Genomic DNA, 13812 nt, shown 5'->3' on the forward strand with positions numbered 1-13812 from the left:
CAGTTTATCTGATGGGTTGATAGCCCCATATATGCCGGGACAATTCATTTCCACTGGAGAGACCCGCTATGTCCATTCTTCTTGTAACCTCGAGCCCGCGCGGCGCTGCCTCGCACTCAACCCGCATCGCCACCGAATTCGCCGAGAAACTCCTCGCCGCCGATCCGTCGAACACGCTTGTCGTGCGCGACCTCGTCGCCAACCCGCTGCCGCATATCGATGCCGACTATTCAACTGGCATCTACACGCCTGCCGAAGCCCGCACACCGCGCCAGGCTGAAGTCGTCGGCGTCTCCGACGTCGTGCTCGACGAGCTGTTCGCCGCCGACACGGTGATCCTCGCCACGGGCTTCATCAACTTCAACATCTCCTCGACGCTGAAGTCCTGGGTCGATCACATCGCCCGTTCCGGCAGGAGCTTTGCCTATGGCGAGAACGGCCCCAAGGGCCTCGTCACCGGCAAGAAGGTCTATATCGTGCTGGCCTCGGGCGGCATCTATTCCGAAGGTGCTGCCGTCCAGTTCGACCACGCGGTTCCCTATCTGCGCGGCGTGCTCGGCTTCCTCGGCATGACCGATGTCGACGTCATCCGCATCGAAGGCGTGGGCATGGGGCCTGACGCGGTGACATCAGCGCTCGCCAAGGCGACCGCCAAGGTCGACGCCGTGGTGGCGAGCCAGCAGGTTGCCGCGGCTGCCTAAGGCACCCACTATCTGAACTCGAAGGCAGGCGCCCGCGCCTGCCTTTCTTTTAGGCGTCCTTTGCCTGATCGACCGTCGCGTCCTGCGTCACTTCGGACAGCGGCGGCAGCACGACGGCCGGATGGCGGCCTTCACGCAGCATCAGCCCAAGGCTGTAATCGACAGCCAGCTTCATCGCGCCGAGCGCCGTGCCGCCGTCTTCGAGCGAGCTGACGGCGATCCGCGTCGGCCATGCAAGTTCCGCCGCGACATGCGCGACATTTTCCGTCATCAGCGGGTTTCTGCCAACGCCGCCGCCAAGCACGATCAGGCCGGGGTCGAGCATGCCGATGCAGCCCGCCGCCAGCCTGCCGATATCGGCGGCATGGCGCGCCACGGCCGCCACCGCCGGCGGCGAGCCCTCCAGGGCACGCGCGAACAGATCCTTGGCCGAGTCCGGCGGTGCTCCTTCTTGTGCTGGCCAGTCGACACGGCAGCGCTCGATCAGCGCCCGCGAGCCGAGATAATGTTCGAGCCCTTCACGATAGGGCGTCTCGCTGGCCGACCACGGAAACGGCATGCGGCCGATTTCGCCAGCCGCACCACCGGCGCCGCGAAACAAACGCCCCTCGGTGATGAAGCCGAGCCCAACCCGCACGCCAACCTGCAGAAAGGCGAAGGTCTGGTGGCCTTGCGCGGCGCCAAAATGCATTTCGCCGATGGCCGCGCAGTTGACGTTGTTTTCCAGGATGATCGGCACCTCGATGCTGCGCCGTAGCAGGCCAAGCACGGCGGACGGCCCCCCGGGGCGGTCGAAACGATCGTTGGACACGATGCGCGGCACCGCCACGGCAATGGCACGCAGCGCGCGAAAACTCCTGGCCACCCCAGCCATTGTGGCACGCGCCACCGACAGCACGACGGCACCGACCTCGTCGGCATCGCCGGCTATCGTCTCCGGGATGGGCTCTTCCGCCGACGCCAGCTTCTGTGCGTCCATCGAATAGGCCACGGCGCGCACCTGCGCGGCGCCGACATCGATGCCGATCGCATAGCCTGCGCCCGGGCCGATACCGTAGATCGTCGCCGTGCGGCCGATGGCGCCGCGCTCCAGCCCACGCGAGGCGACGAGGCCGAGCGCGCTCAGTTCCGAGACCGCCGCCGACATGGTCGGCTTCGACAGGTCGAGCATGGCGCCGAGCTTCGGCCGCGTCACTGGCCCGTGCGAAGCGAGCAGGCGCAGCACGGCGCGGGCGCTGTCGGTCAGATTGGGGATTTCCGCAGCCGCCATCTCAGCCGTTCGACCTTTGCCTGAAATCCTGTCTCCAGTCGGCGAAAGCGAGATTGCCGCCCCGACTCGAAAGCCGCATCCCTCTCTCAATGCCCCATTGCTAGCCGGTTTGGCAATTTCCACACTGCCCGGACAGGGACGTCAGACTTCCGTCGGCGACCACGGCTTCAGTTTGGTGTCGGTCTGGCGATAGCGGAACGTGATGTCGGTGAGCCCGGCCGCATCCTGCATGTCGCCGACGACAAGCTGGATGGCGATGATTTCCAATATGGCGTCCGCCATGGCGTTGCCGAGGGTTGGAATGGAGATCACCACCAGCCTTTCGGCATCGGCGACATCCGTGCGCCTCGTCACCAGCACGCAGGGACAGCCGAAGCCGGCCATGTCCTGCGCGATCTTGACCTCGCGGCCGTCGCCGATGGCGATCACGCCGGTGGCCGCATCCTGCGATTCCATCGGCCCATGCAGATAGTTCAGCGTATCCCATCCCGAGGCCGGCACCCGAACGGCTTCGCGGATCAGCATCGCTGCCTCGCCGGCATTGGCGAAGCAGACACCTGCGCCGACAATATCGATTGAGGTTCTGCCTTGCAGCAGCCGCGCCGCTTGCCCGGCCGCCTGTTGTACGCCGGAGAGGATGGTGGCGACAGCGCCGGGCAAACGCGTCCAGTCGAAACTGTTGCCGGCAAGCCTGTCGATCAGCATGCCGAGCGCCAGCAAGGTCCCTGTGTAGCCCGTCGAACTCGCACCATTGTCGGCGCCCGAATCCGTGGCCAGCACCGCGCCGGTCAGATCAGCCAGCGGATTGTCGCTGCCCCGGCAGACCGCCAGGCGCGGCGCCGCTGATGCCTCGCGCATGACATCGCAGATTTCACGGCTCTGCCCCGAAGCCGAGAGCGCGATGAAGGCATCGGCGGCTTCATCCGTGCGGCCATAGAGATCGGTCGGCGTATAGGCGAAAGCCCTGATGCCGGAGGCGCGCAGGTACAGCGCGCCGGCCAGCGCCGCCTGATAGCTGGCGCCGATGCCTGCAAGCCCGATCGTCTTGCCGGCAAAAGCGCTGAGATCGAGGCCCTCGAGCACCGCGGCCACCGAGCCCCGGCCGATCTCGAGACTTTCCGTCTGGCGCGCCATCGCCTGGCGATAACCGATACGCTTCTGCATTCAAATGACTCCAATTTGTGAGGACAACCCTTGGCCGACGAGCAGTCGCCTGGCCAAGGCGACCGCGCCAAGCACCGGCGGCTCGCGCAACAACAGCACCTGGCTCGACGGCGACACTTTTGCCATGGCCTCGACGAATGCCGTCATCAGCATCGGCTGCTCTGAAATGACACCGCCACCGGCCACGACAAGGGCGGGATTGGCACCGCGTTCGATCAACAGTTCGACCAGCGCGGCAAGCCCTGCCCCGCCTTCCCGGATGACGCGGGTTGCCAGCGCCGAGCCGGCGATCGCCGCATCGAACACGGCATTGGCATAGCGGCCCCAGACCGCGGCGCCACGCGTTTCGTTGAGCAGGATGCCGAGCTTGGTCTGGTCGTCGGTGTTGAGTTCGCGCATCAGCGCGGCAATCAGCGGATCGCCCTGCTGACCCCGGTCGAGACTGTGCCGGATCGCCTTCGCGGCCTCGCGCACCAGGGCCGGCGCGCTGCCCTCGTCGCCGAGGATCCAGCCCCAGCCGCCGGCCGCCAGCATCTTGCCGTCGGCCGTGCGCGCCACCGCGATGGAGCCGGTGCCGGAGACGACACCGATGCCGTCGACATGGCCGGCGGCCGGCACCATCAGCTCGGCGTCGTTGACCACTTGCACCGCGCCGCCGGTCCTGTCTGCCAGCAGCGCCTGGAAGCGCAGGCATTGTTCACCCGTGTCGCAGCCATGGGCGCCGACCGCCAACGCGGCGGGCGCGACGCCGCCGCACAGATTGGTGACGATGCCGGCCAATGTCGTCGCATCGGTCTCCATCTGGCGAATGCGCCAGCTCTCCGTCACCACCACCTCGTCGGCGACCATGCGCTCGCCCAGATACGCCATGATGCGCGTCTTGGTGCCGCCGATATCCACGCCTGCAATGATTTTCTGGGTCACCGATGTCCACCGCGCACGCCGGACGAAGCGGGTTGCCGCGTCCAATTCACATTAGTTAGGAAACTTTACAAACTATCTTTCCAGACGGCAAGAACTATGATTTGATAATCGTCGTAAAAGGCGCATCAAGCGCATTGGGAGATTGCAACATGAGCAGGAGAAGGATGGGTCTGGCCCTCGCGGCCGCGTCTTTCGCATGGGGATTGGCAGCCGGCGTGGCGCATGCAACCGACATCTCGTTCTGGACCTGGCGCCAGGAAGACAAGGCCGCCTACAACGAACTTTTCGCCGATTTCACCAAGGAGAACCCGGACATCCATGTGAAGTTCGAGTCGTTCCCGGATGAGAACTACCCGACCATCGTCTCGACGGCGCTGGCCGCCGGCAAGGGTGGCGACGTGATCCACACCCATGCTTACGGTTGGCTGGAGCAGTTCGTCAAAGCAGGCTATTTCGAGCCGCAGGATCTGACCACCGTCCCCTCGCTCGCCAACCAGCCCGCCGATGCGCTGGTGGCCGGCACCTACCGCGCCGACAAGAAGGTCTATTCCCTGCCCTTCGCTTCGCAGACGCTCGGTCTGTTCATCAACAAGGACGTCTTTGCCAAGGCCGGGCTGACGCCGCCGACCACATGGGACGAATTCATCACCGTCAGCAAGGCGCTGAAGGACAAGGGTATTTATCCCCTCGCCAACGGCATGGGCACCAGCTGGTTCAACGAGATGTTCGTTGCCATCTTCACCAACCCGTTCCTCGGCCAGGATTTCGTCAGCGACCTGACGTCGGGCAAGACCACCTTCAAGGACCCGCGCTATGTCGCGGCACTCGGCAAACTGCTCGAGCTGCGCGACTACATGCCTCCCGGTTTCGAAGGCATCGACTACGACACCGCGGGCCAGCTGTTCATCAGCGGCAAGGCGGCGATGCTGGCCGGCGGCAGCTTCGACATCGCCACCTACAGGAGCCAGAACCCGGCCATCAACATGGACTTCGTCGCCCCGCCCATGGCCAAGGCCGGCGATACACCCGAGGTGACCAAGTTCTTCGATGGCGGCTATGCCGTCAACGCCAAGTCAGCCAACAAGGAGGCGGCGCTCAAGCTGGTCAACTGGATGGGCACCAAGGAGTTCGGCGACAAGTTCTCCGCGCTGCTCGGCAACATCTCGCCCATCAAGGGCGTCGTCATCAAGGACGAGCTGCTCGCCCATGTCGCCAAGTTGAACGAAACCGCCATGCCGCATATCAATGTCGTCTACTTCCGTTTCGAGAAGCCGACGGGATCGGAACTGCTGCAGGGCGACATCACCAAGATGATGTCGGGTTCGATCACCCCGGACCAGCTGGCCGCCGACCTGACCGACGGCCTCGCCAAATGGTACAAGCCTTTCCAGGGCAAGTGACATGAACATCGGCCGGCGCCACACCACAAAAGCCTTTCCGTGGCGCCGGTCACTCTGGATCGCGTCCCTGCTGACACCGGCCCTGGTGGTCATGGTGCTGTTCGTCCTGTGGCCGCTGCTCTCCGCCTTCCGCCTTGCCTTCTATGAGTTCAACGGCTTGCAGCCGACCGGATTCATCGGCTTCGAAAACTTCCGCAAGGTGTTGTTTGAACAGCCCTATAGCGGCTGGACCTACAATGCGCTGAAGCACAACATCATCGCTTTCGTGGCGCTGATGGTGTTCGAGAACGGCACCGCCTTCCTGCTCGCCTATTCGCTGCTGAAGGCGCTGCCCGGTCACCGCATCCACCAGGTCATCGTCTTTCTTCCGGTCGTGCTGTCGGCGGTCATCGTCGGCTTCCTGTGGAAGCTGTTCCTGCATCCGCTGTTCGGTCTGGTGAACCAGACGCTGGCGCTGGTCGGCATCGGCGCCGTCCCCTGGCTCGGCAATGAATCGACGGCGCTGGGCAGCGTCCTGTTCGCCAACATCTGGCACTGGCTAGGCTTCCCGACACTGGTGCTGCTCGCCGGCATGCAGCGCATCAGCAAGGAAGTGATCGAGGCCGCCCGCCTCGACGGCGCCGGCGACTATGTGCTGATGACCCGCATCATCTGGCCGCTGATCGCGCCGAGCATCACCATCGTCACCATCCTGACCTTCATCGGCAGCTTCAATTGGTTCGAGATCCCCTATGTCATGGCTGGCCTCACCGGCTCGCCCGGTGGCGCGACGGACGTGCTCGGCCTCTATTTCTACCGCACCGCCTTCGGCTCGACGACGACAGGCATCCAGGATTTCGGCCAGGGCAGCGCGCTGGCGGTGATGATGTTCATCATCGTTGCCGGCGTCACCGCAATCGCGCTTCGCTACCTGCGCCGTCGTGAGATCGAACTGTGAGCGCAGCGGTCGGCACCAGGGAGCCCGGCGAGCTGTTGAAGAACGGCGCCATCCAGCTGATGCTGGCGATCAACGCCGTCATCATGATCTATCCGCTGTTCGTCATGGTGATGTCGTCCTTCAAGACCAATGCCGAGATCTTCAGTTCACCCTTCGCCCTGCCGGCGCATTTTTCGTTGGCCAATGCCGAACGTGTGTGGAGCGAAACCAATTTCGTGCGCTACCTCGCCAATTCGGTCGGCATCACCGCGGCCGCGGTGATGCTGATCCTTCTGTTCAGCACCATGGCCGCCTATGCGATTGCCCGCTACCAGTTCCGGCTGAGCGCGCTGGTGCTGATGTTTTTCCTGAGCGGCATGACCGTGCCGCTGAAGCTGGCGATCATTCCACTGTTCATCCAGCTGGATTCGCTTGGCCTGGTCGACAGCTATGCCGGCCTGGTGCTGGTCTATGTCGCCATGGGCATTCCCTCGGCGGTGTTCATCATGACCGGCTTCCTCAGGACCTTGCCGCGCGAGCTGGAAGAATCCGCACGCATGGACGGCGCCAGCGAATTCCGCATCATGCGCTCCATCATGCTGCCGCTGGCGCGCCCGGCACTGGTCATCGTCGCGATCCAGAACGCGGTTCCGATCTGGAACGACTTCTTCTTCCCGCTGGTGCTGATAACCTCGGACAATCTCAAGACGCTGCCGCAGGGCCTCACCGTCTTCGTCGGCGAGTTCACCACCGACTGGGGCGTACTGTTCACCGGGCTGACACTGGCGGCACTGCCGATCACGCTGCTCTATATCGTGCTGTCGAAGCAGTTCATCTCGGGCATCACCCAGGGCGCGGTGAAATAGGCGCGGTCAAACAAACGAGGATCCTTTCAAGTGGCGAACCAGAACAAGATCATCATCACCTGCGCGGTCACCGGCTCGATCCACACGCCGTCCATGTCGCCGCATCTGCCGGTGAGCGCGCAAGAGATCGCCGACGCCGCGATCGGGGCGGCCGAGGCCGGTGCGGCCATCGTCCATCTGCATGCGCGCAATCCCGCCGATGGCCGGCCCGACCAGTCGACCGAAGCCTTCGCGCCGTTCCTGAAAGTGATCAAGCAGCGCTCCAACTGCGTGGTCAACATCACCACCGGCGGCGCAGCGACGATGAGCGTCGAGGAGCGGGTCAAGCCGGCGGCGACCTTTGCGCCGGAGGTTGCCTCGCTCAACATGGGCTCGATGAATTTCGGCCTCTATCCGATGCTCGAACGCTTCAAGACTTTCGAGCACGACTGGGAACGGCCCTATCTCGAAGGCTCGCGCGACCGCATCTTCCGCAACACCTTCGGCGACATCGAACACATCCTGCGCACCTGCGCGGAAAACGGCACGCGTTTCGAGATCGAATGTTACGACATCGGCCATCTCTACACGCTGGCCCATTTCGTCGATCGTGGCCTGGTCAAGGCGCCGTTCTTCGTCCAGAGCGTGTTCGGCATATTGGGCGGCATCGGCACCCATCCGGAGGATGTCGCGCATATGAAGCGCACCGCCGACCGCCTGTTCGGACAGGACTACCACTGGTCGGTGCTGGGTGCCGGCCGCAGCCAGTTGCCGATCGCCACCCAGGCGATTGCACTCGGCGGCAATGTGCGCGTCGGGCTGGAGGAACTCGCTGTGGATCGGCAAGGGCCAGCTGGCGAAATCCAACGCCGAGCAGGTGAAGAAGGTGCGCCAGATCATCGAAGGGCTGGGCGCCTCGGTCGCCACCCCCGACGAGGCGCGGCAGATCTTGCAGCTCAAGGGCGGCGACAAGGTCTCTTTCTGAGGAACAACAAATGAGTGCGGTCACCATATCGGATGTCGAGAAGGCCTATGGCAAGGCGCGGGTCATCCACGGCGTGTCGGTTGATATCGCGTCGGGCGAATTCGTCATCCTGGTCGGCCCGTCCGGTTGCGGCAAGTCGACCTTGCTCAGGATGATCGCCGGGCTGGAGGATATCAGCGCCGGCGAAATCGCGCTCGACGGCAAGGTCATCAACGACGTCGCGCCGAAATCGCGCGACATCGCCATGGTGTTCCAGAACTACGCGCTCTATCCACATATGACGGTGCGCGAGAACATGGCTTTCGCGCTGACCCTGAAGAAGACCGACAAGAGCGAGACCGACGCCAAGATCACGCGCGCCGCGACGATCCTCGGCCTGCAGGATCTGCTGGACCGCTACCCGCGCCAGCTCTCCGGCGGCCAGCGCCAGCGTGTCGCCATGGGCCGCGCCATCGTGCGCGATCCCAAGGTCTTCCTGTTCGACGAGCCGCTCTCCAACCTCGACGCCAAGCTGCGTGTGCAGATGCGCACCGAAATCAAGGCGCTGCACCAGCGCCTGGGAACCACCATCGTCTATGTCACCCACGACCAGGTCGAAGCCATGACCATGGCCGACAAGATCGTCGTCATGAATGGCGGCATCGTCGAACAGGTTGGCGCCCCGCTCGATCTCTATGACCGGCCGGCCAATCTGTTCGTTGCCCAGTTCATCGGCTCGCCGTCGATGAACATCTTGCAGGGCCGCACGACCGCGAACGGCTTCACGGCCAGCGACGGCACCGTGTTCCCCTTGCCGGCGCTGGGACAGGGCGAAAGCGCTTCTGCCTGGGGCATCCGGCCCGAACATCTCAGGCTCGCCGATAGCGGCGTGCCGGCCGTGGTCGAAGTGGTCGAGCCGACCGGCTCTGAAACGCTGGTCATGGCCAGAGCCGGCAACAACACGCTGAGCGCGCTGTTGCGCGAGCGGATTCCCGTGATGCCTGGCCAGCAGGTTTTCCTGGCGCCGGACCTGACCCAATTGCATCTGTTCAACACCAAGGGTCGGCGCATCGCGTCCACCATTCAGTGAACGCAGACGCTGGCCTGGCTGCCGGAGGCTTAGCCTATGAGATGCCTCAGCAGACCTGCCGAAGCGACCCCGATCAACACGGTCGGCAGCATGGACAACCGCGTAGCCGCGACGAAAGTAATAGCCAGCGCCAGAAGATCGGCCGGGTTCCGCGACACGAAGGCCGGCGCGATGACCGAGATCAGCACGCAGCCGGGTGCCGCCTCCATCACCGCCGTGGCGCGCGCGCTGAGCATGCGGTTGCGCAGCACGACATAGCCGCCGATCCGCGTGAGATAGGTGACGCCGGCCATCAGCAGGATGGTGAGGAGGGTGGCCATGTCGATCATGCGTCACCTGCCATCAGCCAGGCGGCAAGCAGCCCCGACACCGCGCCCGCCGCGACATACCAGGCGCCGGGAACGAAGAGATAGACAACTGCCGCAACGACCAGGCTGACCAGCCAGGGCCGCGCCGCCGAAACACTTTTCCACATGCCGCGCATCAGCACCAGGAAGACTGCCGGAAACGCCATGTCGAACCCATAGGTCTCGACATGGCCAAGCATCGGACCGAGCAAGGCACCCAGCGTGGTGAAGCCCACCCAGGTCAGATACATCGCCAGGGCCGCGCCCAGATAGTAGCGGGGGCTGAAGGCCGGCGTGATGCCCGCCGCCGCACGCCGTTTGGCGTCGGCCAGGCCCAGCGCCCAGCTTTCGTCGCACAGGAAGAACAGTGCCGGAAACACCTTGCCCCGCGGCAGGTCGCGCAGGAATGGCGCGAGCGCCGCGCCCATCAGCAAATGCCGGCTGTTGACCAGGAAGGTGATGGCGACGATGAGCAGGATATGCGGCGGCGACGTCCACAACTGGATCGCCGCGAATTCCGAGCCGCCGGCGAAATTCAGCCCCGTCATGATGGACAATTCGACCGGACTCAGTCCTTTCTGGGTCGCCTGGGCGCCAAGCACCAGTGCATAGGGAATGGTGCCGAACAGCACCGGCGCGCAGGACGCCACGCCGCGGCGGAACTCTGACCCCGAACCATCGCCCGCCGCTTCGACTGCCTGTGAAATGCTCATGGCTTGCCATCGGCCGACCTCGTGGCCGCCGCTTCCCTGCGTTTGAATTCTCGTGATACCGGCGGCAAATATACCCACACTTCTCCGCAATTTGGTTGCGAAGATCGTTGTATATCGTCAAATTTTGGCATCTGATGTCACATATGGCCAGTAAAATGGAATTGTGAGCCATGAAGCTCGACGACATCGACAAACGCATCCTGCGCGCGCTGCAGCGCGACGGCCGCATGGCCAACAACGATCTGGCCAACGAGGTCGGCCTGTCGCCCTCGCCTTGCCTGCGGCGCGTCAAGCTGCTGGAGGAAGCCGGCGTCATCGACCGTTATGTCGCCGTGCTCAACCCAGCCAGCATCGGCAAGGGCCTCACCTTCTTCACCCGCATCTGGCTGAAGGCACAGGACGAGGATACGATCGAGCATTTCGCCACCGAGGTCGCCAAGCTGCCCCAGGTCATGGAATGCTATCTGATGCTGGGTGACTGCGATGCCATGGTGCGCGTGGTGGCGGCCGACATCAACGACTATCGCCGCTTCCAGTCGGAGCATCTCAGCCGCATCAAGGGTGTCCAGAACGTCAAGACCGACGTTCCCAGTTGGACGATCAAATACACGTCGGAATTGCCGATCTGAGGGGACGGCAGAACGGTCCGTTCCAGACTGGATAAAAAATGCAACCGGATTGTAGGATCGTCTTCCGTGCCAGCGTCCTTCGGACGCAAGCAGCGCTCAGCGCTGCCCTCTGGCATGGGAGATTTGCATGAACCTTTCCTATCGTTGGGTCATCGTCGCGGCAGGCGCGCTGATGTCCTGTGTCGCCATCGGCACGATGTTTTCGCTGGCGATCTTTCTCGAACCGATGGCGCTCGACACCCAGTGGTCGCGCGCCGGCATTTCAAGCGCCATGACGCTCAACTTCCTGGTCATGGGCCTTGGCGGCTTCGCCTGGGGTGCCCTCTCAGACCGCTTCGGCGCCCGCCTCGTCGTGACGATCGGTGCGGTGCTGCTCGGGCTGGCGCTGGTGCTGGCCAGCCGCGCCGGCTCGCTCCTGACCTTCCAGATCACCTATGGCGTCCTCGTCGGACTTGCGGCCAGCGCCTTCTTCGCGCCGATGATCGCGCTGACCACGGGTTGGTTCGATACCCACCGCGGCCTTGCGGTTTCGCTGGTCTCGGCCGGCATGGGGGTTGCCCCGATGACGATCTCGCCCTTCGCCCGCTGGCTCATCTCGGCCTATGAATGGCGCACCGCCATGTTCGATATCGGCATCATGGCCTGGGTGCTGCTGCTGCCGGCGGTGTTGTTGGTGCGCCAGCCGCCCAAGTCCGCTGTTGCGGATGCGGCTTCCGCGCCGGTCGTCGAGGGTGCGGGCATGAGCGTCGGCCAGGCGCTGCGCTCGCCGCAGTTCATCGTGCTCGGGCTGACCTTTTTCGCCTGCTGCGCAGCCCATTCCGGCCCGATCTTCCATATGGTGAGCTATGCCATGCTGTGCGGCGTCGCCCCCATGGCGGCAGTCACGATCTACAGTGTCGAGGGTCTCGCCGGCCTGGGCGGCAGGCTTCTCTACGGCGTGCTGGCCGACCGGCTCGGCGTCAAGCCGGTGCTGGTCGCGGGCCTCGCGATCCAGGCGATCGTCATCGCCGCCTATCTAACGATCAGCCAGCTCGACCAGTTCTATATGCTGGCCGTCATCTTCGGCGCCACCTATGGCGGCGTCATGCCGCTCTATGCCGTGCTGGCGCGCGAATATTTCGGCCAGCGCATCCTCGGCACCGTGTTCGGCGCCGCCACCATGCTGTCCAGCCTCGGCATGGCCTTGGGACCATTGGCCGGCGGCATGATATTCGACGCCTACGCCAGCTATCACTGGCTGTTCATCGGCTCGGCCCTGATCGGGCTCGGAGCGGCGGGCATAGCAATCGCCTTCCCGCCGCTGCCGCGACGGGAAGTGCAGATGGCATAGGAAACCACCGCACCGAGAAAACAACAAACAATCCCAGGCCTTTACCCGGGATTGTTGACACGCAGGAAATAGCTTTGCAACACGGCGCGAAACTTCTGCATCGTCTTTTCGGTGGTCTGCGAATCGGCCGCCGCGAAGCCCATGACAAGACCGTTCTGCTCCGTGCCATGGCGGTACTGGATCGACAGTGCCGAGACGTTGATACCTTGCTGGAGGGCCGCCTCGGCAACCGCCCTGTCGCTGCATCTGCCGCGGAAAATCCCGACGACCTGGATGCCGGATTCGGTGGTGTGGAAATCCAGCCATTCCCCGAGATGCCTTTGCGCGCTTTCCAGGAAGAACTGCCGCCTCTCCGCGTAGAGACGCCGCATGCGCCTGAGATGGCGGGTGAAATGGCCTTCATTCATGAAGTCCGCGAGCGCGGCCTGGGTGAGCAAGGGGGCGAACTGGCCGCTGACGCTCAGTGCCGAGACGATCGTGTGATCGATCGCCTTGGGCGCCACCATGAAGCCGAGGCGCATGGCCGGGAAGAGAATCTTGGCGAAGGTCCCGACATACACCACGCGGTTTGACGCGCCGATGCCTTGCAGGGCTGGGATAGGTTGTCCCTGAAACCGGTACTCGCCGTCATAGTCGTCCTCGATGATCCACGAGCGCCAGGTCTCGGCCATGTGCAGGAGATTGAGCCGCTGTTCCATCGGCATGGTCATGCCGAGTGGGTGATGGCAGGAGGGCGTCACGAAAATCATGCGCGGAATGACATCAGGCGGATCAAGGTTCCAGCCTGCATTGCTGACGCGCAGGGGCGCCAGTTTCGCGCCGGCCGAGACGAAGGCCGAACCGGCGCCGTAATAGCCCGGCTCCTCCATCCACACCGTGTCGCCCTCATCGATCAGCAACCGGGCCAGCAGATCGAAAGCCGACTGGGCGCCATTGGTCACCACGATCTGCTCGGCGGTGCACTTCACGCCCCGCGAGGCGGTAAGGTAGCGCGCTATCGCCTCGCAAAGCGGCGGATAGCCTTTGACGTGATAGGTGCCGAAAAGATCGATATGCGCGAATTTGGCGCGGCGGCTGAGCAGTTTCGACCAGGTGTTGAACGGAAAATTGTCCGGATCCGGCATGCCGGGATGAAAGGCGAGCATGCCCGGCCGGCCATGATGATAGGGTTGGGCGAGCATCGTCTGCCCGCGCAGCGATAACGGATTGGCGTCCTCGACTGACACGTGTTCCGCCACGACTGAACGGGTCGGCAGGTCCATGACCACCGAGGGCCTGCGTGGCCTTATGGCGAGGTAGCCCTCCAGCGCGAGCTGGTCGCAAGCGGCAATCACCGTGTTGCGCCCCACATTCAGATCCCGCGCCATGACCCGTGTAGAGGGCAGCGCATGGCCGCTCGGCAGCACGCGCCGTTCGATCAGGCCGCGCAACTGGACATAGAGCTGCCGGTGCAGATTGGCGGGACTGTCGCGATCCAGGGCGATGCCGTCGATGGGAAAGCTGGTCTTCATCTGGTTCC

Annotated in this window: 13 protein-coding genes and 1 pseudogene; 8 read left to right on the plus strand and 6 right to left on the minus strand. The window is 63.9% G+C overall.

Going from position 1 to position 13812, the window contains the following annotated elements; translation table 11 throughout:
* Positions 1-68 precede the first annotated feature (68 nt).
* Positions 69-701 (plus strand): FMN-dependent NADH-azoreductase, encoded by a 633-nt coding sequence (locus AC1VON_RS29620; RefSeq protein ID WP_483125811.1) that lies wholly within the window; start codon positions 69-71, stop codon positions 699-701.
* 49 nt (positions 702-750) lie between these two features.
* Here AC1VON_RS29620 and AC1VON_RS29625 read toward each other — a convergent pair whose 3' ends face one another.
* The 3 genes from AC1VON_RS29625 to AC1VON_RS29635 all read right to left on the minus strand — a co-directional run bounded on the left by AC1VON_RS29625 (position 751) and on the right by AC1VON_RS29635 (position 4059).
* Positions 751-1971, minus strand: coding sequence for an ROK family transcriptional regulator (locus AC1VON_RS29625; RefSeq protein ID WP_483125812.1), 1221 nt, complete (start codon positions 1969-1971; stop codon positions 751-753).
* A 141-nt stretch (positions 1972-2112) separates the two neighbouring features.
* Positions 2113-3135, minus strand: coding sequence for an SIS domain-containing protein (locus AC1VON_RS29630; protein WP_483125813.1), 1023 nt, complete (start codon positions 3133-3135; stop codon positions 2113-2115).
* Positions 3136-4059, minus strand: coding sequence for a BadF/BadG/BcrA/BcrD ATPase family protein (locus AC1VON_RS29635; RefSeq protein WP_483125814.1), 924 nt, complete (start codon positions 4057-4059; stop codon positions 3136-3138).
* A 149-nt stretch (positions 4060-4208) separates the two neighbouring features.
* On the opposite strand from AC1VON_RS29635, the gene AC1VON_RS29640 reads away from it, so the two are divergent.
* The 5 genes and pseudogenes from AC1VON_RS29640 to AC1VON_RS29660 all read left to right on the plus strand — a co-directional run bounded on the left by AC1VON_RS29640 (position 4209) and on the right by AC1VON_RS29660 (position 9274).
* Entirely contained in the window at positions 4209-5459 is a 1251-nt protein-coding gene (locus AC1VON_RS29640; protein WP_483125815.1) for an extracellular solute-binding protein, read from the plus strand.
* Position 5460: 1 nt separating this feature from the next.
* Positions 5461-6396, plus strand: a complete 936-nt coding sequence (locus AC1VON_RS29645) for a carbohydrate ABC transporter permease (RefSeq protein WP_483125816.1) — start codon at positions 5461-5463, stop codon at positions 6394-6396.
* Positions 6393-7241, plus strand: coding sequence for a carbohydrate ABC transporter permease (locus AC1VON_RS29650; protein ID WP_483125817.1), 849 nt, complete (start codon positions 6393-6395; stop codon positions 7239-7241). Before AC1VON_RS29645 ends, AC1VON_RS29650 begins: the two co-directional genes overlap by 4 nt.
* 30 nt (positions 7242-7271) lie before the next feature.
* Positions 7272-8205: pseudogene (kce, locus tag AC1VON_RS29655) on the plus strand (3,5-dioxohexanoate:acetyl-CoA acetone transferase).
* Positions 8206-8215: 10 nt separating this feature from the next.
* Entirely contained in the window at positions 8216-9274 is a 1059-nt protein-coding gene (locus AC1VON_RS29660) for an ABC transporter ATP-binding protein (protein WP_483125818.1), read from the plus strand.
* Positions 9275-9303: 29 nt separating this feature from the next.
* Here the strand turns inward: AC1VON_RS29660 and AC1VON_RS29665 are convergent, their stop codons facing one another.
* Both AC1VON_RS29665 and AC1VON_RS29670 read right to left on the minus strand, forming a co-directional pair.
* On the minus strand, positions 9304-9603 hold the full coding sequence (locus AC1VON_RS29665; protein WP_172349103.1) for an AzlD family protein: 300 nt from the start codon (positions 9601-9603) through the stop codon (positions 9304-9306).
* Positions 9600-10334 (minus strand): AzlC family ABC transporter permease, encoded by a 735-nt coding sequence (locus AC1VON_RS29670; RefSeq protein WP_483125819.1) that lies wholly within the window; start codon positions 10332-10334, stop codon positions 9600-9602. The genes AC1VON_RS29665 and AC1VON_RS29670 overlap by 4 nt, the downstream gene beginning before the upstream one ends.
* Positions 10335-10504: 170 nt before the next feature.
* Between AC1VON_RS29670 and AC1VON_RS29675 the strand changes: the two genes are divergently transcribed.
* Positions 10505-10963, plus strand: a complete 459-nt coding sequence (locus AC1VON_RS29675) for an Lrp/AsnC family transcriptional regulator (RefSeq protein WP_172349101.1) — start codon at positions 10505-10507, stop codon at positions 10961-10963.
* Positions 10964-11090: 127 nt separating this feature from the next.
* The gene (locus AC1VON_RS29680; protein ID WP_483125820.1) at positions 11091-12293 is read left to right on the plus strand and encodes an MFS transporter; all 1203 of its coding nucleotides are present in this window, start codon (positions 11091-11093) and stop codon (positions 12291-12293) included.
* 41 nt (positions 12294-12334) lie between these two features.
* On the opposite strand, the gene mocR is transcribed toward AC1VON_RS29680, so the two are convergent.
* Positions 12335-13804, minus strand: coding sequence for a rhizopine catabolism transcriptional regulator MocR (gene mocR, locus AC1VON_RS29685; RefSeq protein ID WP_483125821.1), 1470 nt, complete (start codon positions 13802-13804; stop codon positions 12335-12337).
* Positions 13805-13812 lie beyond the last annotated feature (8 nt).

The sequence above is a fragment of the Mesorhizobium sp. HAY1-8B genome, from assembly GCF_056868045.1.

What these genes read in the sequence shown, in the direction of transcription:
- AC1VON_RS29625 (WP_483125812.1), bottom strand. Translation starts at nt 1,971, where the DNA reads ATGGCGGCTGCGGAAATCCCCAATCTGACCGACAGCGCCCGCGCCGTG.
- AC1VON_RS29670 (WP_483125819.1), bottom strand. Translation starts at nt 10,334, where the DNA reads ATGAGCATTTCACAGGCAGTCGAAGCGGCGGGCGATGGTTCGGGGTCA.
- AC1VON_RS29665 (WP_172349103.1), bottom strand. Translation starts at nt 9,603, where the DNA reads ATGATCGACATGGCCACCCTCCTCACCATCCTGCTGATGGCCGGCGTC.
- AC1VON_RS29680 (WP_483125820.1), top strand. Translation starts at nt 11,091, where the DNA reads ATGAACCTTTCCTATCGTTGGGTCATCGTCGCGGCAGGCGCGCTGATG.
- AC1VON_RS29645 (WP_483125816.1), top strand. Translation starts at nt 5,461, where the DNA reads ATGAACATCGGCCGGCGCCACACCACAAAAGCCTTTCCGTGGCGCCGG.
- AC1VON_RS29630 (WP_483125813.1), bottom strand. Translation starts at nt 3,135, where the DNA reads ATGCAGAAGCGTATCGGTTATCGCCAGGCGATGGCGCGCCAGACGGAA.
- mocR (WP_483125821.1), bottom strand. Translation starts at nt 13,804, where the DNA reads ATGAAGACCAGCTTTCCCATCGACGGCATCGCCCTGGATCGCGACAGT.
- AC1VON_RS29675 (WP_172349101.1), top strand. Translation starts at nt 10,505, where the DNA reads ATGAAGCTCGACGACATCGACAAACGCATCCTGCGCGCGCTGCAGCGC.
- AC1VON_RS29640 (WP_483125815.1), top strand. Translation starts at nt 4,209, where the DNA reads ATGAGCAGGAGAAGGATGGGTCTGGCCCTCGCGGCCGCGTCTTTCGCA.
- AC1VON_RS29660 (WP_483125818.1), top strand. Translation starts at nt 8,216, where the DNA reads ATGAGTGCGGTCACCATATCGGATGTCGAGAAGGCCTATGGCAAGGCG.
- AC1VON_RS29620 (WP_483125811.1), top strand. Translation starts at nt 69, where the DNA reads ATGTCCATTCTTCTTGTAACCTCGAGCCCGCGCGGCGCTGCCTCGCAC.